The 20056-nt window shown below is 40.5% G+C and carries 17 protein-coding genes and 1 pseudogene; 9 read left to right on the forward strand and 9 right to left on the reverse strand.

Annotated features, from left to right (window positions below):
* The first annotated feature begins 86 nt into the window (after positions 1–86).
* The 4 genes from LB467_RS01680 to LB467_RS01695 all read left to right on the forward strand — a co-directional run bounded on the left by LB467_RS01680 (position 87) and on the right by LB467_RS01695 (position 3787).
* Positions 87–1025: a hypothetical protein gene (locus LB467_RS01680; RefSeq protein ID WP_224472299.1), complete on the forward strand. Its 939-nt coding sequence runs from the start codon at positions 87–89 to the stop codon at positions 1023–1025.
* Between the two features lie 105 nt (positions 1026–1130).
* Positions 1131–2060, forward strand: coding sequence for a hypothetical protein (locus tag LB467_RS01685; protein WP_224472300.1), 930 nt, complete (start codon positions 1131–1133; stop codon positions 2058–2060).
* A gap of 258 nt (positions 2061–2318) precedes the next feature.
* Positions 2319–2555, forward strand: a complete 237-nt coding sequence (locus tag LB467_RS01690) for a hypothetical protein (RefSeq protein ID WP_224472301.1) — start codon at positions 2319–2321, stop codon at positions 2553–2555.
* Positions 2513–3787 (forward strand): multicopper oxidase family protein, encoded by a 1275-nt coding sequence (locus LB467_RS01695; protein WP_224472302.1) that lies wholly within the window; start codon positions 2513–2515, stop codon positions 3785–3787. The genes LB467_RS01690 and LB467_RS01695 overlap by 43 nt, the downstream gene beginning before the upstream one ends.
* Positions 3788–4003: 216 nt before the next feature.
* Here LB467_RS01695 and LB467_RS01700 read toward each other — a convergent pair whose 3' ends face one another.
* Positions 4004–4738, reverse strand: a complete 735-nt coding sequence (locus tag LB467_RS01700; RefSeq protein ID WP_224472303.1) for a DUF429 domain-containing protein — start codon at positions 4736–4738, stop codon at positions 4004–4006.
* A 716-nt stretch (positions 4739–5454) separates the two neighbouring features.
* Here LB467_RS01700 and LB467_RS01705 point away from each other — a divergent pair.
* A complete protein-coding gene (locus LB467_RS01705; RefSeq protein ID WP_224472304.1) occupies positions 5455–7068 on the forward strand; it encodes a serine hydrolase in 1614 nt (537 codons plus the stop codon).
* Between the two features lie 39 nt (positions 7069–7107).
* Positions 7108–8112, forward strand: coding sequence for an NAD-dependent epimerase/dehydratase family protein (locus tag LB467_RS01710; protein ID WP_224472305.1), 1005 nt, complete (start codon positions 7108–7110; stop codon positions 8110–8112).
* Positions 8113–8381: 269 nt separating this feature from the next.
* Here the strand turns inward: LB467_RS01710 and LB467_RS01715 are convergent, their stop codons facing one another.
* Both LB467_RS01715 and LB467_RS01720 read right to left on the reverse strand, forming a co-directional pair.
* Positions 8382–11615: a sialidase family protein gene (locus LB467_RS01715; protein WP_224472306.1), complete on the reverse strand. Its 3234-nt coding sequence runs from the start codon at positions 11613–11615 to the stop codon at positions 8382–8384.
* A 422-nt stretch (positions 11616–12037) separates the two neighbouring features.
* Positions 12038–13048 (reverse strand): LLM class flavin-dependent oxidoreductase, encoded by a 1011-nt coding sequence (locus LB467_RS01720; protein ID WP_224472307.1) that lies wholly within the window; start codon positions 13046–13048, stop codon positions 12038–12040.
* Positions 13049–13351: 303 nt separating this feature from the next.
* On the opposite strand from LB467_RS01720, the gene LB467_RS01725 reads away from it, so the two are divergent.
* The 3 genes and pseudogenes from LB467_RS01725 (at position 13352) to LB467_RS01730 (ending at position 14146) form a co-directional block, all read left to right on the forward strand.
* Entirely contained in the window at positions 13352–13717 is a 366-nt protein-coding gene (locus LB467_RS01725) for a hypothetical protein (RefSeq protein WP_224472308.1), read from the forward strand.
* A 208-nt stretch (positions 13718–13925) separates the two neighbouring features.
* A pseudogene (locus tag LB467_RS19155) lies at positions 13926–13976 on the forward strand (hypothetical protein); the annotation flags it as partial.
* Positions 13977–13999: 23 nt separating this feature from the next.
* Positions 14000–14146: a DUF488 family protein, N3 subclade gene (locus LB467_RS01730; protein ID WP_262901607.1), complete on the forward strand. Its 147-nt coding sequence runs from the start codon at positions 14000–14002 to the stop codon at positions 14144–14146.
* A 124-nt stretch (positions 14147–14270) separates the two neighbouring features.
* Here LB467_RS01730 and LB467_RS01735 read toward each other — a convergent pair whose 3' ends face one another.
* From LB467_RS01735 to LB467_RS01760, 6 genes are all read right to left on the reverse strand, one after another.
* On the reverse strand, positions 14271–15254 hold the full coding sequence (locus LB467_RS01735; RefSeq protein WP_224472309.1) for a YpdA family putative bacillithiol disulfide reductase: 984 nt from the start codon (positions 15252–15254) through the stop codon (positions 14271–14273).
* Positions 15241–15903: a ribulose-phosphate 3-epimerase gene (gene rpe / locus LB467_RS01740; protein WP_224472310.1), complete on the reverse strand. Its 663-nt coding sequence runs from the start codon at positions 15901–15903 to the stop codon at positions 15241–15243. Before rpe ends, LB467_RS01735 begins: the two co-directional genes overlap by 14 nt.
* Positions 15904–15948: 45 nt before the next feature.
* Complete coding sequence (locus tag LB467_RS01745) at positions 15949–16359, reverse strand: BLUF domain-containing protein (RefSeq protein WP_224472311.1); 411 nt, start codon at positions 16357–16359, stop codon at positions 15949–15951.
* Between the two features lie 120 nt (positions 16360–16479).
* The gene (locus tag LB467_RS01750; RefSeq protein ID WP_224472312.1) at positions 16480–17901 is read right to left on the reverse strand and encodes a phytoene desaturase family protein; all 1422 of its coding nucleotides are present in this window, start codon (positions 17899–17901) and stop codon (positions 16480–16482) included.
* A complete protein-coding gene (locus LB467_RS01755) occupies positions 17901–18782 on the reverse strand; it encodes an SDR family oxidoreductase (RefSeq protein ID WP_224472313.1) in 882 nt (293 codons plus the stop codon). Before LB467_RS01755 ends, LB467_RS01750 begins: the two co-directional genes overlap by 1 nt.
* Positions 18783–19029: 247 nt before the next feature.
* Entirely contained in the window at positions 19030–19893 is an 864-nt protein-coding gene (locus tag LB467_RS01760; protein WP_011708302.1) for a sigma-70 family RNA polymerase sigma factor, read from the reverse strand.
* Between the last annotated feature and the right edge of the window lie 163 nt (positions 19894–20056).

Raw genomic sequence — 20056 nt, forward strand, 5'->3', positions numbered from 1 at the left:
TTAGTGACTTGAATTTCTAAATATATTATAGTACGATAACTTATTGTTTAATAAGGAGATAATTAAATAACTAAGTACAGGATTATATGAAAAGTATAAAAATGATAAGAAGTATAATTCCAATTGTTACTATCCTTCTAATATTATGCTACCCTCTATTACAAGCACAGAATTCAACAACCGTTAGGGCAAATGGCGAAAGTGAAGTAGTAGTAATAACTGCAACAGATTACGCCTTTGAAGCCCCGGATGAAATAGAATCCGGGTGGAGGAATATCCGATTCAGCAATGAAGGTGAGGATCCCCATCTTATTCTTTTTAGTCGTTTACCTGAGGGCAAAACAGTAGATGATTATTTAACTGAGGCCGGTCCCCCATTCAACAAGGCGTGGTATCAACTTAGGGATGGAAAAATTACTCCCCAGGAGATAACTGGTATATTAGGTAAGACTGTTCCTGAATGGTTTTGGGGCGTAGAAAGAATGGGTGGAGCAGGTCTTGTAATGCGGGGTGGAGTAGCAGAGACTACTATCAACCTGCCTCCGGGTAATTATGCTATGGAATGTTATATTAAAACGGAAGATGGGGAAATCCACTTTATGGAAGGAATGGCCAGACCAATTCGGGTACTCGATAAAAATTCCGGTGGAACTGCGCCAAAGGCTGACTTGCTAATCAAAGTTTCCAATACTGAGCTGGAAGTTCATGGAGATCTTACTGCCGGAAAGCGAGTAGTGGAGGTGCAAATAACCGAAAAACCTGATAAGGGTTTAGGTCATGATGTTCATGTAGCACGATTAGGTGCCGGCGCGAACCTGCAGGAAGTGGTACAATGGATGAACTGGTATTCTCCGAACGGCATGCGTGAACCCACTCCCGATCACGCAACTTTTATTGGAGGGATGCATTTCCTGCCATTAAACAGCCCGGGATATTTTACGATAGATCTTTCGCCGGGTCGGTATCTGTTCGTTTCGGGGGCTGCGGCGGATAAGGGTATATTTCAGGAAATTAGGGTGAAATAGTCATAGTAAATCATTATGAAGCATTCCTCATTTTCAGTAATAATCTCAGGAACAGCAATAAGGAATTCAAAAATAGTACTAACAATTAAAAAAAAAGAAGAAAAGATGTCGAATTTATTTAAAGGATTAATGTTTAACATAACAACCATTATTATGAGTTTAGTCTTTTTGATGTCCAGCCTGGTACACGGACAATCTCAGGAAACGGTCGTTCATGTGGAGGCTATTGATCACGCGTTTGATGTTGATGCACCCAATCAACTTCCATCCGGATGGGTTACATTTATTTTAAGTAACCAGATGGCCAGTGAAACGCATGAGATAAGTTTGGTAAAGCTTCCCGATGGAGTTACCCATGAAGATTATCTTACGGATTATATGATCGCCTGGGAAACCTTGTTACGTGAATATCAGGATGGGGTTTTAGAGCGCTCTGGAATTAGCGACAGAGGAAATGAAATTTTGCCCGCCTGGTCCGACGGCCTCCGTTATTTAAATGCTCGCGGACTGGCATCTCCAGGAACAACTGCAGAAAGAACGGTTTACCTGGAACCGGGGGAATATCTGTTGATCTGTTGGCTGAAAACGGAGGAGGGAATTATCCATATAATGAAGGGAATGCACTGGGAGTTCACGGTCAGGGAAGATACTGCAGACAGCCCTGTACCAAATCCGGAATCACGAATTACCCTGCACGAAAAAGAAATTGAAATAGATTGGGCCCCAGTAACAGGAAAGCATGCCTTTGAAGTTGAATTAAACAAGAATGGGAATGGACGATCCTACCACAACAATCTGCACCTGGTGCGCCTGGAAGAGGAAACAGACCTAAATGAAGTAAATGAGTGGATGGATTGGTATAAAATTGGAGGGTTGAAATCCCCTTCTCCTGTTGAATTTCTTGGCGGTATCGAAGTCGAGAGAGTGGCAGACAACGCATACTTTTCAGTGAATATAACAGAACCAGGGGATTATGCATGGATTGTTTTTGTATCTCAAGGCCAGGGTTTGTATAAAACATTTACTGTAGATTGAAGAAAACTGCCGTAACACAGTGGATGCTACATGCACAATGTGAATAAAGGGAATCGATTAGGTGTACCGGCTAAACAATAGCGGCCTGTGGCTACCCGCACCTGCCACTTTTCTCGGAGGTATGCATATCCTGCAGCTGGGTAAAACAGGTTATTTAACGGTGGATCTGGATCCGGGGCGATATCTCTTTGTTTCCGAGATGACCGGTTCCCGGGGTGTTTTGAAAGAAATAACAGTAAAATAGTTAAAATAAATTATATGAAGCAGATATTAATTTTAGTAATCTCAGGAATAGCAATATTAGTCACAATCGTTTTCATCACAGCGGGAGGTGCTGAGTTGACTGTCTATGGGCAGGAAAAAGAACCTGAAAACCCTTCCACTATTGTTAGAAGTGGAAAGAAAATAGCCGGACATCCGGTGTTAAAAACATTTCTTCTGAACCGGGAATTGTGGAAGTGGAACTTTCTGCTTCCCCGGAGCGTCTTTCCCTGAAGCCCGGCAGCGAATCAGATGTTTTTGCTTATAATGGAACGGTTCCCGGGCCTATGCTGGAGGCATTTGAAGGCGATAGTATTATTGTTCATTTCACAAATAATCTTTCTGAGATGACTACTGTACACTGGCACGGCCTGCATTTGCCTTTTATTATGGACGGCAGTCCGTTTCACCCAATCGCAGCCGGTGAATCCTTTACCTACACATTTAGATTGCATGAAGGCACAGCAGGTACTTACTGGTATCATCCACATCCTCATCACCGCACTGCCTGGCAGGTGGGGATGGGACTTTACGGGGGAATTATCGTGCGCGATCCAAACGATCCCCTGCCAGGTTCCCTGACGGAACATCTCCTGATCCTGTCTGATAACCGGTTTGATGAAAATGGGCAGATTGAATTTGCAGAGGCGAATTCGCGGCAGAAGAAAATTGACGATATGAATGGCCGGGAAGGAAATGTTTTGTTTGTCAATGATGAAATCATGCCAAGCCTAACTATTCGAAGCGGGGAAGTGCAGCGATGGAGAATAGTCAATGCCTCCGGAGCCAGAACCTACAGGCTTGCATTAAAAGATCATACTTTTACACTTATTGGTAGCGATGGTGGTTTATTTGAACATCCGGAAGAGGTGGAAGAGATTCTATTAGGAAACGGGGAACGCGCAGAACTTCTTGTGCGGGCCACCGGGAAACCCGGAAGTGAAGCGGTACTGCAGGCACTTCCTTACGATCGTTATATGCCAATGTTCAGACCTGAAGATTGGGATAAGACGCGGGAACTTTTGAAACTCAGTTACACTTCTGAACCAGCGGTTGAAGAACAATTTGTAGTGCCAAAAACCCTGCGTAAAATTCCAACATTAAAAATTGAAGATGCGACAGAGACCAGAATAATGCGTATGAGCAACGGAAAGATCAACAGCAAAACTATGGACATGAAACGTATTGATGAAACCGCAGAACTGGGAGCGACCGAAATATGGGAGATTAGGAACCTGGTAGGAATGGATCATCCATTTCACCTACACGGTTTTCAGTTCCAGGTGATTGATCGTAACAATGTTCCGGTATCTCAACGGAAATGGGAGGATGTAGTAAATGTTCCCGGTTTTGAAAAGGCCCGCTTTATTGTGCGTTATGATAATTACAAAGGAAAATGGATGTATCACTGCCACATCCTGGATCATGAAGATCAGGGTATGATGGGGGTACTGGAGGTTAAGTGAAATATGAAAACACAAAGGTCAATCTTGAAGATATTAGGCTGATACGGAAGTTTGCAGAGTGAGAATAAGACGGGATTCATCTAATTTCTAATCTCAATGATGGTTTAACAATATCTGATTTTTTTTTCTTATAAGGCGGTAATTTAGATTTTAAGAAGTTAAATTACCGGCACCCGGAATTTTCTATTGTTCCATTCATATTTCACATTTTAATCCTTAATGATCATTTCTTCCCTTCACCCATATCCAGCCTTCTTCTTTAATGTCCGAATCTATCTTTGCCGGTGGCAGTGATTTTCCTTCTATAAAATCCACACAGGCCAGGCAGCAAACCAGGGCATCAAAATCATGATCTATGGTTGTCAAATCAATGCTTTCAAAATTGTTGAAATTGTAAATTTTTTTCAGCTGATCGTAAAGCTTATCACGCGCAGGGGCATTATCTTTTTTATATCCTTTTATAGAAAATCCAAGGGAGAGTAGTGTTGCGGCAGGATACACTTCCAGCATTCCGTATTTTTCCAGATCCTGTATTGACCACAGTAAATTAAGTTTGTAATCTAAGTCTTTTTCGATTTTACCAATCCTGTTCAGGGTAAAAAATGCCGTTCGCGCGATCCTGTCCGCACTTATCTCAAGCGGCCATTTCTTAAACCGTTGGCGTATATCCAGATCTGTTTGTCTTTTAAAAAACAGCTCAGGATCTGTATCCAGTGATAGGCCGGCAGAGTGTGTATTTAATATTTTTCTGAAAGAAACTGGCCATCCAAGTGGAGCATCTATAGCCAGAATTGCTTTTTCCGATTCTTTTATTCCATCCGTTATAAAATCGGTAAGCGGTTGTTTTCTTTCCCATTTACCTAATAATTTTAATGATCCTTCGCTATAATTTCCAAGTACACAACCTATATCTTTATCCTGAACCGCAGCATCTAATCCAATGATGATCATTTTGAAAATTTTGTGTAAAGGTCACTATATAAAAACGATCTCTAAAATTGAGGTGAATTGAAGACGCATTGAATTCCTGATATTTTTATATCAGCTTTTTACCTTTTCTGTTGGAATAGTCTGTAAAAAGCTAAATATCGCTTTTTTAAGAAAGCTTTAAAATTTCACAATAATATCTTTTTTTACTGCTGGTCAGCTATTTATAATTTGTATTTTAACAATTATTCTAATATATTTAAGAAATCAAAAAATAGAAAATAGTCAGGAACTACTTTTATTTTCTCCCCCCACGGCCCTTCCCGCTAGGGAATTTTTGATTTATATACCCGGCTAAAAAACTGTGAAAGTAATCATAGAAAAAAGATATACATCTCTAATTGAGAAATCACGGATCCGGTATCGCTGTGATATCAGCAATTAACCGGCCCTGATTTTTATCGTTTTCTGTGATCTCTTCCTGTCAATAAACATTAAAAGCAAGGACTGGAAGAATTATTACGTGCTAACCATTAAACCATTTTACTAATGAAAAACTTCTATTCTCTTATTCTTTTACTGGTGGCCTTCTGTTGGGTAAAGATCATGTATTAGCACAGGAAATCAAATTTTAAAAGAAAAGCAGGATCGATTGAGAACGATGGATAGGGAATATGAGCGGGTAGAGCAGAAAGAGTAAAGCATAATAAATTTAATCAAGTAAATCAAATAAACGGATAATGAAAAATCAAAAACTGAAAATCCAGTCAAAACAGATGTCTATAATTCACCTCGGTTCGTTTAAGTTGTTGCTAGGGATAATAGTTCTTTTTACCCTCCAACCTCTCCAGACACAAGCTCAAACCGCGCCTGTTCATTTTGATGTGATAGAATTTGATGTCTATGTACAGCAGGCAATAAAAGACTGGGATGTGCCCGGGCTTTCTATTGCAGTCGTAAAAAATGATTCGGTAGTTTTTCTCAAAGGTTATGGTGAGCGTGAGGTGGGTAAACCGGGAGCTGTTGATGAAAATACATTGTTCTCTGCCGGCTCAACAACAAAGGCATTCACAGCTGCCGCCATTGGCATGCTGGTGGATGAGGATAAACTAAAATGGGATGATCCCGTCATAAAGCACGTTCCTACCTTTAGGCTGGCAGATCCTTATCTAACAGCTAATATTACGGTGAGAGACTTGTTAACACACAGGGCGGGCCTGCCAAATACCGATTTTTTCTGGTTCGATCCGGAAACTTCGGCCCGGGAGATGTTCGATCGTCTGGTGCATACCGAAGCGGCCTATCCACTACGCGATGGATTTATTTACCAGAACATCATGTACGCTCTTGCCGGGCAGGTAATAGAAAATGTAAGCGGTATATCCTGGAACGATTTTGTGCAGACCCGGATCTTCGATCCGCTTAAGATGCAACGCAGCACCACCCGCCTGGCTGATACCGGTGAGATGAACAATGTGGCCAGTCCTCATGACTATATAGATAAGGAACTGCAGCCCATCGGGAATATGAGTGCTGATGCCATTGGAGCAGCGGGCTCCATCTGGACGAGCGCTACAGACATGTCGCGCTGGATCGCTTTCCTTTTGCGGGAATGCCAGACTAGAGAAGGAAAGTCCCTTTTGGAAAAATCCACCTGCGATGAATTGTTTAACCCGCAGACGATTATTCCTGGCGATGCATTTTACCCGACCACCCAGATTACTCATCCCAACTGGACCACATACGGGCTCGCCTGGTTTCAGCACGACTATGAGGGCAGAAAGATCGATTTCCATACGGGAAGCATCGCAGGCCTTGTTGCCATTGCCGGGATGATTCGGGAGGAGAACGTGGGAGTTTACGTCTTAGCAAACCGGGACCACGCTGAACTTCGCCATGCACTGATGTATCGTGTTTTCGACCTGTATGATGATGAACCGGCACGCGATTGGAGTGAAGACTTAAAAACAATTTACGAAAATCTGGCGAAAGAAGGCGAAGAGAAGCAGAACCAGCGGATCATGAAAATGCAGGAGGCTCGGCAAACAAATACGAAACCGGGCCTTCCCCTTAAAGACTATACCGGCATTTATAAGGATCCGCTTTATGGTGTAGTAGAAGTTACTTCCGACGATGGCATACTGAATTTACATTGGGGTGATTATGTTTCCGGAACCCTGGAGCATTGGCAGCATGATACTTTCAAGTTCACCTTCGACAGGCCGGAGTGGGCAGACAGATGGGTACTCTGGACCTTTAATCTTGGTTCTGACGGAAAACCTGAGCGGCTGCGCCAGAAAGGGACCCCATGGCCCGAAGCGGAATTTTATCTTGAAGAGAAAAAGGGGGAATAAGTAAAATAGAAAATCTCAATTTAAATTAAAAATCATCCTATGAAACAATCAAATTTATCAGACTCCCGTGTATTGGTAACCGGAGCTACCGGCTTTATAGGATCCCGTCTTTCCGAACGACTGGCTAATAAAGAAAATGCACAGGTTGTGGGGGTTGGTAGAGATCTTAAACGGGCCAAAGCTCTTAAAAAACACAATGTGGAGTTTAAAAAATTAGATCTTACAGATCCCATTGTTCTTAAGGAAAGTCTAAAAGGGGTAGAAATTTTATTCAATTGCGCAGGAGCCCTCTCGGCAGATCCTTCAATTGCTGAACTCGTTAATGTTAAGGCAACAAATGAGATGATAAAAGCAGCTTCAGAAGCTGGAGTTAAACGGTTTGTCCATATCAGCACTGTAGGTGTTTATGATATGAAGGGTATTTCTGTGGTAGACGAATCCACTCCTTTGGCTCTTGATCATCCTTCCTCTTACCCCCGAACCAAAGCTCGTGGTGAGAAAATTGCATTTGAGCAGGCGCAGAAATATGGAATTGAACTAACGGTCTTACGTCCTTCAATGGTATACGGGCCTGGAAATGGTATATGGACAACCACAATGTTCAATAATGTGTGTTCGGGTAAACCTGTTTTTTTGGGAGACGGAGAATCGAATTTTAACCCGGTTTACATCGATGATGTGATTGATGCCCTCGTGCGTGCTGCAACTTATCCTGAGGCACCCGGGGAGGCCTTTAATATTTCTTCTGAAGTCACTACCTGGAAAATATTTATGAATTACTATGGAGAATTATGTGGAAAAGAACCAAAAGGAATACCGGTTTTTATAGCACGTATCATGGCAGCGGCAAATAAAATTCCCGGAATTCAGGCGCCAATAGACAAGGGATTTATAGAAATGGCTACAGGTAATAAATTCTTTCCTATAGGTAAGGCTCAAAATTTATTAGGGTGGAAACCTCTGGTTAATTTGGATGAAGGTATGGAAAAGACTGCTGCCTGGCTAAAAGAGCAGGGTTTACTCTCGCAAAATAAAAATAATTAATGCAATTAAACCTGTTGCTAAATCGTCTTGACTATAGACCGGGAGAGGGAGGTATTATAAAGTTTGATCTTAAAAATTTTATCGGGCATGTCACTGAACAATAAAAAGAGACTGTCTGAAAAGTTTTTTAAATCGTCAACATGTCCCGAAAATTTTCGGGATTGTTTCAGGATATAACACGTTAGATTTTAAAACATGTTAGAAGCTGAAATCAGCTTGATAAAATTAGAACTTTCCAGACAGTCTCGTTAATCTGTAATATTAAAATCTTAGTCCGGAATTTCCTGACCCTCGATCCAGGGTGCTCCCGCAGATTTAAGTTGTTTTTCTAATTCAGGAATAACCTGTTGGTTCATTTCCTTAAGTTCTGTCGTTATTCTCTCCAGTTGATTTTTTGCTGCCTGAAAAGCAGCTTTATGATTAGCCGTTGGCCCATAAGTGGTATTTAACGCTGAAGATGCAATACGTCTTGCATTGCCTGGGGTAGGATTAGAACGTTCCCCAACTTCTCCTTTCACTTTATCCCCTTTCAAAGCCTTTTCCAGGTCCAATAAACGTTCTCTTACCTGATGCAGTTGAGTAAAAATATCATTATTGGGATTTGAAGCTTTTTGTAAGGCTTGTTTCATGGCATCGATTTTTTGTAAATTTTTATCCAGAACAGTATTCGCCGCTGTTAACTTCTGGTTAAAATCTTCATACTGTTTCCTGAACTCTTCAATCTCCGCATTAGAAGCTCCATCCAAAGCTCCTTTGGTTAAGGGTACGACTTGAAAAACCTCCGGCCCCGCAAGTTTTTGAAAGGTTCCGTTCTCATTGAGATCAAGGCTTACGGTATATTCCCCGGTTGTTACAAGGAGGCCTGAATTTTCTTCGGACTCTCCTAACATAACTCCGCTTTTATCTGCATAATCAAGTTTCCAGTTAGCACGGTTGAAACCCTGCTCATTTGTACCTTTTACCCTGTTCACAACCTTACCATCCTTATCTTTTACGGTTAGAAAGATAGCAGGGGCTTCCTGTCTTACTTCCTCTTCCAGTTGTTCCCATCCCGCAAAAGGAGTGGGTTCTTTTTCCTCGGCTAATTCTTTTTCTTTCTCCTGTCTCAGTTCTTTTGCCGACTTGAATTTTTCAGGCAAAAAGTATGTGAAAACAGCACCATAAGGGGGATTTTCGGCAGCATATTCTGTAGCTCCCTGAGCGTAAAGAGCATCCTTTTCAATGTACCTATAAGCTGGCTTGACATCAAATAAGCTTGCATCCCCAGTAAGCATATTAGGATTAAACTCCCTAATTGGACTCAGGTCATCCAGAATAAAAATTCCTCTTCCAAAACTGCCTCCAACAAGATCATCTTCCCTGCGCTGTATAGCGATATCCCGGAAAGAGATAACAGGTAAATTTCCTTTCAACTGTATCCAGTTATTGCCTCCATTTTTAGTGAAATAGATTCCATATTCGGTAGCAGCAAATAAAAGATCCTTTTGTTTGTGATCCTGTACCAGGCGCCAGGTAATCAAATTTTTCGGAAGATCCCCATTCATGCTTTTCCAGCTTTTTCCTTTATCCGTACTTTTTAATAAATAAGGTTTATAATCTCCATACTTGTGATTATCTAAAGCGGCATAAACAGTATTAGCATCAAAAAGATCGGCCCGCAGGTCATTTACAAAGGCAGTGGCCGGTATTTCCGATATTTTTCCTACTTCTGTTTTTCTCCACGTATTACCTCCGTCTTCACTTACCTGTATTATTCCGTCATCTGTTCCTGCATATAATAAACCTTCCTGTTTGGGAGATTCTGCAAGAGAGGTGATTGTATTGTAATTAGACATCGCGCCAACATCCCAGGGATTATCCCAGCTTTGTTGCGCACCCATAATTGGTAAAGTAAGGCGATCCTGGTTTCGAGTAAGATCACTGGATATTGCTGTCCATTCATCTCCCCGGTTCTCTGATCTCCAGACACGTTGTGAGGCGAAATATAAGCGTGTAGGTTTATGCGGACTTACGAGAATGGGAGCATCCCAGTTAAACCTTTCATAAGGCTCTCCTTCGCCCGGTTGAGGTTGAATCAATACTTTTTCACCTGTGGTTTGATCTATCCTGAACAACATACCTTGTTGATATTCTCCATAGGTGATGTCAGGATTTCCCGGCTCTATAGCAGACTGGTGACCATCTGCACCCAGAGTTATCCACCAGTCAGAATTTTTTATTCCAGATTCGCTTAGCGTGCGTGAGGGACCGCCATGAGAACCGTTATCCTGAGTACCCCCATAAATATTATAAAAAGGTTCTGAATCGTCAACCGCTATTTTATAATACTGGGTAATGGGCAGATTTCTCACATAACGCCAGGTTTTGGTATGATCAAAGCTTTCATATAAGCCACCATCTGTTCCAAAAAGTAGATAACTGGGATCAGACATTTTAAAAGCCATGGCATGGCTGTCTACATGCTTTGTTTCCTCATTCATAAATTCAAAGGTCTTACCATGATCCTCAGATATCTGAACGTAATTGCTCATTAAGTATAATCTTCCTTCCTGGTGAGGGGAAGCATAAAGTTCCTGATAATAATGTGGACCTGTACCTCCGGAAACTGCGTCAGACATTTTAGTCCAGGAAGCACCTCTATTGGAAGACATAAATACTCCTCCTTTCTTTCGGTCCAGCTCTATGGCTGCATAAATAATTTCAGGATCAAAGGGTGAGATGGCCAGTCCTATTTTACCGAGATTAGATTCTGGAATTCCTTTGGTAAGTTTTTTCCAGGTCTCACCACCATCTGTGCTTTTGTGTAATCCGGAACCCGGACCACCTCCCATATAGGCTGCAACATTTCTATGCCTTTGCCAGGTGGCTGCATATAATACGTCAGGATCAGTTGGGTCTATTACCAGGGAAGTAGTTCCTGTCCATTCATTCCCGCCCAGTGTTTTTTTCCAGGTCTTACCGCCATCATTAGATTTGAAAACTCCGCGTTCCCCGCCTTTACTCCATAAAGGACCTTCTGCGGCTACCCAGATGATATCAGAATTTTCCGGATGAACAATTATTTTTCCTATATGTTCAGATTTTTTGAGACCCATACTTTCCCAGGAGTCTCCATTATCATGGCTTACATATACTCCGTCGCCATAAGCCACGTGCCTACCGCCAACATTTTCTCCGGTTCCTATCCAGATGGTGTTGCTGTTATTTGGATCTATAGTTACGGCTCCTATAGAATAGCTGCCCTGATCATCGAAAATGGGTTTCCAGGTGGTACCGGAATTTTCAGTTTTCCAGACCCCGCCGGAACCGACTCCTACATACCATAGATTTTCATCTTCAGGATCAATAGCAATATCTGCTATTCTTCCTGAAGTAAAAGCAGGGCCAATTGCCCTGAAATCGAGACCGTTAAAATTTTCTGATGTTAATTGTTGCGCCTGAACAGGCAAAGAAATACTTAAAAAGATTTGGCATAAAAACGCCAATAGAAAAGATATTTTCATTTGTGATGGGGTTTATTTTTCCGCGTTAATTTAAGGGTTTTGTTATAAAATTGCATGAATTTTTAAAAATTAATGCCAGTAAAAGGATTTTTTTGAATCTTGTCCATTAAAAAACCTAAAACAGTTTTTGTCACCCTGTAGCCTTTCGACTTCGCTCAAGAAAAGCTTTAGTCGAAGGTCAAACAAAAACGTCTCGACTGCCCGCCAGTACCTGGTCGGGCTGGCGCTCGACGTGACACTTTAAACCCGGTAAAGGATGAATGAGAAGAAATTAATCTGGTGAATCGATGGCAACCGGCCTATTCCGTGGGATGTAACTCCTAAGGTTATTTGATCTCTATTGAATACTTATTTGTGGATGTTAAGTAAATAATAGCTTAACTATTTTATTGTATTTTTTGATTGGTTCGGGATTAAGCAGTTCAAATATCTCCTTTCATTATATCAGAAAATATCTCAAACGACCTCAATCTATCCTGGTGATTATAGATATGGGAAACGGCCATGATTTCATTTACACCGGTATCTTTTAAAAATGCTTCTGTTTTAGTTTTTATAATTTTTGGATCGCCAATAAAAGCATATTGAAGCATTCGCTGAAAACCGGGATGTGCCAGAATCTCCCTGTGTTCCTTAGTAAAGTCTACCGGGGGCTGCATATAATCAATATTCCCGCTCATTACTCCTAACATCATTTTTATTAGAGAAGTCGATATCTTTTCGGCCTGAGCCGTGGTATCGGCAGCAATTATATTTACACCGGTCATAGTATAGGGTGCGGTTAGAAATTTTGAAGGCTTGAAATTATTATGATAAATACTAAGCGCCTGGTGTAATTGGGCCGGGGCAAAATGGCTGGCAAATACATAAGGTAATCCCTGTTCCGCAGCAAGATGAGCACTATCGGTACTGGAGCCCAGAATATAAATAGGGACATCTACCCCTTCAGCTACCGCAGCCCTTACCTGTGCCTGAGCGTTTTCTATAGAAAAATATTGCTGAATTTCTTTTACTTCCTCCGGAAATTTGAAAACCGATTTCATCCGGTCTGAACGAATGGCCTGCGCAGTAACCTGATCGGTGCCGGGAGCTCTTCCCAGTCCCAGATCTATTCTGTTTGGATATAGGGTGCCTAAAGTTCCAAATTGTTCAGCAACGATTAAAGGAGAGTGATTGGGAAGCATGATCCCGCCAGAACCTACTTTAATCTTTTTAGTGCCTCCTGCAATATGGCCTATCAAGACAGAAGTAGCTGAACTGGCAATACTCACCATATTATGATGTTCGGCGAGCCAGAATCGGGTATATCCCATTTCTTCTGCCTTTTGAGCCAGGTCAAGACTTTGGTCAAAAGTTTCTTTTACGCTGGAGTCTTTAGCTACAGTTGCCAGTTCAAGAATAGAGTAGGGGAAATCACTTAATTTAAAACCCATATTGGTTAGATTTAATGCTTACACATAGCCGAAATGATCCTGGAATCCTTACAGAAACCCCTGGGAATTCTTTGTTTGCGACTTTTTTCTGAATTTGTATTAATAGAAAGTTAAGAAGAAAATAGCAGATTGTCTTGAATCCTTTAAAACGAAAAGGTTTTCGTTTATTTTTTTTATAGCAAAAATTGATTTATTTTAGATATATTAACAATACGAAGTTAAACTCCGCATAAAAAATTTTCGCCCTTCAGGTTTACACATAATTTAGCCTTAGAATTAGAAACCTAACAAAACCTAACACCTATGGCATCTTATTTAAACACTAACGAAATTAGGCTAAGCCTCCGGCAATTGGTAAAACAATATGTGGAACACTGTGAAACCTGTCAGGAACTTCCGGAAGAATTTATAAGTCTTATAAAACACAATTTTCTCGCGAAGTATGTATATTATAATAAACAGAAAAAACAAATCGAAATTGGTATCGATGAATCTAATTCCCCGGAAAGCTATCCTGAAATTAAGGTTTATAAATTTCCTGTGAGCAAAGCTGCAAAATGGCTGGACAAATCTTTTAAAGATAGTCAAAGTGATCTTGTGTTCTACGGAAGATTATTGAACCGTAATGAAATCTTTAACTCATCAGATGTAATTTTGTTGAGTAGATAAAACAATTCTTAATATATAAAAAGCCGTCTGGATAGTCTTGTTCTCGTCAAGCTGAACTTATTTCAGCTTCTAATATGATTTAATTAATATTAGCTTAGATCTCCGAATAAATTTCGAAGCAGGCTCTGAAATATACCCGCCTGATCGGACGGGCAGGTTCAGGATGACGTGTTAATAACTATTTAGACGACTTTTTATTTCCATTTTTATGAATATAGAGATCGCAAGAATCTATGAAAATAAAGAGGCTTCAGATAATATCAGGATTCTAGTCGATAGGCTATGGCCGCGGGGGATATTTCTAAAGAAAATGCACACTCAGATTATTGTCTTAAATACTGGGCTCCCAGCGATGATTTACGAAAGGAGTTTCATCAGGACAAAATTTCCTATAAGGAATTCAGTGAAAATTATAAGAAAGATATGTAAGAACAAATTCTGATTGATTTAAATTACCTGGATAAATGAAAAAGCTTTATGCTTTTATATGGCTCGAAAATTAAAACTAAGAATCATGCAGTTTTGCTAAAAGAGTTTTTGGAAAACCTCTAAACTAATCTTGTTTCTTCTTAACTAAATCTTCCATAATCATTTCTGCATGTACCCTGGAGTTTTCTATAAACCATTTATGGGTTTCTACGCCGCCACAAATAACCCCTGCCAGGTAAATTCCTTTAACATTGGTTTCCATAGTTTTATCATCATACTGCGGAATCTTTCTCCCGTCATCAGATAAATTAATTCCCATTTTTTTCAGAAACTCAAAGTTTGGCCGGTACCCGGTAAGCATCAGCACAAAATCGTTTTCCAGAATTTTTTCGCCCTCAGGAGTTTCAATAATCACATCTTCTTCCCTAATTTCCTTCAAATTAGCATTGAAAAGCGCTTTAATGCTTCCTTCCTTAATTCGGTTATCAATATCCGGACGTACCCAGTATTTTACCCTTCGGCCAATTTCTTCTTTTCTAACAATCATAGTAACATCGCCGCCTTTCCGGTATATTTCCAAAGCTGCGTCTACTGCCGAATTACTCGCACCAACCACTATGGTTTTTTGAGTAGCGTAATAGTGAGGATCGCCATAATAGTGCGCTACTTTTGGTAGATCTTCCCCGGGGATATTCAGGTAATTCGGGATATCGTAAAATCCGGTAGCAATTACCACATTTTTCGCTCTGTATGTGCCTTTTATGGTGGTTACCCTATGTTCGTTTCCTTCAGCTTCAACCTGGGTAACCTTTTCAAATAAATTGATGTTTATATTATTTGAAGTTGCTATCCTCCGGTAATATTCCAGAGCCTCGGCTTTTCTTGGCTTTGGATTATTACTGATAAACGGAATCCCATTGAGCTCCAGTTTTTCAGAAGTAGAAAAAAAGGTCATATTGGTAGGATAGTAATATAAAGAATTTACCAGGCAGCCTTTTTCGAGGATGAGGTAAGAAAGATCTTTTTTTTCAGCTTCAAGGGCACAGGCAATGCCAATAGGGCCGCCGCCAATAATTATAACATCGTAAGTGTTCTTAGGAGTTTGCAAGTTGTTTCAGATCTTTTATGGTTTCCAGTTGGTCTTTAGCTTTAAAAACATAACTACCGGCCACCAGCACATCTGCGCCGGCTTTTATTAGCTGAGAAGCATTTTCGTTAGTTACCCCACCGTCTATTTCAATTAAAGTAGAGGCATTGTGAGTAACAATTAGCTCCTTTAAGCGCTGAATTTTGTGATAGGTGTTCTCTATAAAACTTTGTCCGCCGAATCCAGGATTTACGCTCATTATGCATACTAAGTCGATATCCTGTATCACATCTTTCAATAAATCTACACTTGTATGCGGATTAATTGCCACTCCTGCTTTCATTCCTTCGGCTTTAATAGCCTGCAGGGTTCTATGCAGGTGCGTGCAGGCTTCGTAATGTACGGTAAGGTTATCTGCTCCCAGCCTGGCGAATTCTTTGATGTATCTATCGGGATCTATGATCATAAGGTGAACATCAATAGTTTTTTCGGCGTGTTTGGTAATGGCCTGAAGAACCGGCATTCCATAAGAGATATTTGGAACAAAAACACCGTCCATAATATCTATATGAAACCAGTCGGCTTCACTTTGGTTAACCATTTCAATATCACGCTGAAGATTGGCAAAATCGGCAGCGAGGATAGATGGGGCAATAAGTTTTGTTGTCATAAGTGTGGTGCTGTAAGTGTGCACACAAAAATAACAAGATTATACTTAATTGATGCCTTCTGTAAAATTATTTAGGATGTACTTTACCGAACTTTGAATAGAGGGGTCTAAAAGGCTGATATGAGCGAAGTAGATGTCAAAATGCTCATCCTTATACCTGTCATCCAGCGAGATAAAATCTGCTTCATAGGTCTCGAACTTTGTACCGGGAATTTGCTTTTGAAAAATCGGGATGATATTGTTATGGCGCTCGTCGGCTTTTATTCTGCAAAAGAGGTCTTTTAGCAACTGCTCTCCGCCTTCTAAAACCTGGAAGAAATTGCCTTCAGAATACAAAAGAATACCGGTAATACCGTTATCGTTGTTCCAGTTTTTGCTAAATTCTAAAGCTTTCTGAATTTCAGTTTCTGAAAGTGCCGGGTTAACGGTGCTTACATAACATATTGCGTATCGCATATTGAGTTAAGAATTGTTGAGCCCAAAAATAGCAGAATTTAAGAGTTGTTGAAATTTTAAACAGTGAAAGTTAGTATAAAAATAAAGAATCAGGAGGTTCATCCTATTAAGCGAGTGTTTTTAAAAATGATCTTTTATGACTGCTTTGGCCGCATTGAAACCACACATGCCGTGCACGCCTCCCCCGGGCGGGGTAGAGGCAGAGCAAATATAAATTCTTGGATCTGGGGTGGCATAGGGGGATAACTTCGCGATTGGTCTGGTAAAAAGCTGAGTGATATCCTGCTTGCCACCGTTAATATCACCACCAATTATATTCGGATTAAAGGCTTCCAGCTGTACAGAATTCATAGTAGATTTCTTCAGAATACATTCCTTAAATCCGGGTGCTGCTCGTTCAACCTGTGCTTCTATTATTGCTGAAAAATCGGCAATGCTGCCATTTGGTACGTGGCAATAAGCCCAGGCGGTGTGATTTCCTTCCGGTGCCCTTGTGGTATCAAAAATACTATGCTGGGCCACTAGAACATACGGCGTATCGGTCATCTGTTTATGGTGTATTACTTTTTCTGAATTCTCCATTTCTTCTTCCGAAAACCCTATATGCACTGTCCCCGATTTTCGGCATTTTTCATTGGTAAAAGGTATAGGTTTATCCAGCGCCCAATCTATTTTAAAAACTCCTGCCCCGTATTCAAAGGAACTCATCCTTTTGCGGTAAAGGTCTGAAAAATCTGTTCCTTTTATTTTTAATAACTGCTTCGGGGTTAAATCGAATAAATATGTTTTTGACTTTGGAAGTTCTTCGAGGTGAGTTATATTTTTATTAAGATATAATTCCCCGCCAATTGATTTATAGTAACTCAACATACTATTTATAAAATTCTGGGCTCCCCCTTTTGGGAAGGGCCAGTTATATTTATGCGCCATAGTACTTAACACAAGTCCAAAGGAGGCGGAAGCCATGTTATCAAGCGGTAAAGTTGAATGTGCTGCCGAACCATAAAAAAATATTCTTGACTTTTCATTTTTGAAATAATGCTTTGCCAGCATTTTAGCCGAAGGCAATGCTTTCATTCCAAATTTTATAAAATCCAGCGGATGTTCCGGAATTCCTAAAGGGCCGAGAAGATCATTTTCTAATTTCCCCCAGTTTTTGACCAGGGGTTCAAACAAATTTAAATAAGAAGCCTCATCATCGCCTAATTGGGCAGCGGTTTTTCTTATATCTGTATAGCAGGAATAGGCGGTGCCGTCACTAAAGGGATGGGAATAGGGGATTTCGGGAAAGATCCATTCCAGGCCATGTTTTTCTAAAGGCAGTGATCTCAAAAATGGAGATCCAAAACCCATGGGTAATATGGCTGAGCCGACGTCGTGTTTAAATCCTGGTAAGGTTAATTCCTGGGTTCGGGTGGATCCTCCCGGGGTAGAAGCCTGTTCAAAAATTGCCGTTTTTAAGCCTTTCTGCTGCAAATATATTGCCGCTGAAATTCCATTAGAGCCGCTTCCAATAATTATAGCATCGTAGCTTAAAGGCATTAAGTCAGTTTTTTAAGGTCAAGACCGCCAAGATATTCCCGGAAGGAAATACTACCATTGGCTTCCCCAATCATATCGTTTGTAGTAATAAAAGTAAAATAATCCAGTTTATCGTGAATTCCTTTACCGAATATTTTCGGTAATCCTAACCTGGCGCTTAATTTAGCTATGGGTTCGGGGATTGTAATAATTCTTCCCCCAATAATTTCTTTGACCATTTGGGCCATTTCTAGCCTGGTATGGGTATTTGGCCCGCCGACTTCTATTATTTTCGGTCCTTTTTCCCGGAAAGAAACGATGACTTTTGCCAGGTCTTTAGGATGTATGCTATTGGTTTTTGCTTTTCCAGATCCAATTAGTGGAATGAACTTTCGTTTGGCCATAATGGCCAGGTCATTCAATCCGGAATAAAAGCCCACGGGCCTTAAGATCGTATAATCTATACCTGAGGCTCTCAATTCATTTTCAAATAATTTATGGGCCCGTGCAACGCTGTATTCTTTTGGGGAATCTACTCCCTTTATAGATACATATATAAATCTTTGAACCCCATTTCTAACTGCATCATCCAGTAGGTTTTTATTGGCTTTAAAATCGTTTTCGTAAAAAGATACTTCAGGGGTGGCGAAAAGGCTAATACTTTTTCCAAGTGCTGAAATTACTGTGTTAACGTTTTGGGTAATATTTTTAATACCGCCAGCATCCTGGGCTGCATCTACGTTCCAAATATCATCACTAAACTTAGAAAGTCTTGATACTCCTTCATCGGAATGGGTGAGCACCCGCAAATTTCTTCCTTCTTCCTTAAGTAATTTTACAATTTCTGAACCCAGGGCACCTGAGGCTCCTACTACTAAAATCTTTTGTTCCGCTATCATCATCCCCATCATTTAATATAAGTACAAAAGATACTTAGAAAAGAGCATAAAATAAAAAGGCAGGCTTTTGATTAACAAAGTATTGGCTTATGTTATTAATTTTTATCTCAGGAGAATTTAAATCTTAATTAAGAGAGGGGTAGGAACGAAAAAACCCCGGTTCATCACGCCGGGGTCATTCATCAATCAAAAAACGAACAGTTATGTTAGCCGGCCGTCGCCGGCATTAACTGTTGTCATCTTAAATATCTTATCCTAAATAAGTTTTCAGGATCTTACTTCTAGAAGTATGTTTCAACCTTCTAATCGCTTTTTCTTTAATTTGTCTAACTCTTTCTCTTGTAAGATCAAAAGTCTCGCCAATTTCTTCAAGCGTCATTGGGTGCTGGTCTCCAAGACCAAAGTACAAACGAATAACATCTGCTTCACGCGGAGTCAAGGTTTCTAAAGCACGCTCAATCTCAGTTCTAAGAGACTCGTGTAAAAGCTCTTTATCCGGATTTGGAGACTCACCAGAACGAAGTACATCGTAAAGGTTAGAATCTTCACCTTCAACCAAAGGAGCATCCATAGAGACGTGACGGCCAGAATTCTTCATAGATTCCTTAACGTCATTAATCGTCATGTCAAGCTCTTTCGCGATTTCTTCAGCACTTGGAGGTCGCTCATGAGATTGCTCTAAGAAAGCAAAAGTTTTATTGATCTTGTTAATAGATCCAATTTTATTTAGTGGTAAACGAACAATACGTGATTGCTCGGCCAGTGCCTGAAGAATAGACTGACGAATCCACCATACAGCATAGGAAATAAACTTAAAACCACGAGTTTCATCAAAACGTTTCGCAGCTTTTATAAGGCCTAAGTTTCCTTCGTTAATAAGGTCGGGTAGGGTTAAACCCTGATTTTGATATTGTTTTGCAACCGACACCACAAAACGTAAATTAGCTTTGGTTAATTTTTCCAAAGCGCGGTCATCACCCGCTTTAATTCGTTGTGCTAATTCTACCTCTTCATCGGCAGTAATTAAATCAACTTTACCAATTTCTTGCAAATACTTATCTAGCGAAGCAGTTTCACGGTTTGTTACCTGCTTCGTAATTTTAAGTTGTCTCATCTATCTTCTCCCTGGATTTTAATTATGAATAGCTCTTGTACTAGTTTATACGCAAGAAGTAGTCGAAATGTTACAAAGAACCTTAATTAATTTTATTTGGGCGTTTCCTCCCGACCAATCGGGAGGCCGGGCTTTACGATACAAGTCCTCGCTCGCTTCTCTC

The organism is Salegentibacter tibetensis (assembly GCF_020164485.1).
Lineage (GTDB): Bacteria > Bacteroidota > Bacteroidia > Flavobacteriales > Flavobacteriaceae > Salegentibacter > Salegentibacter tibetensis.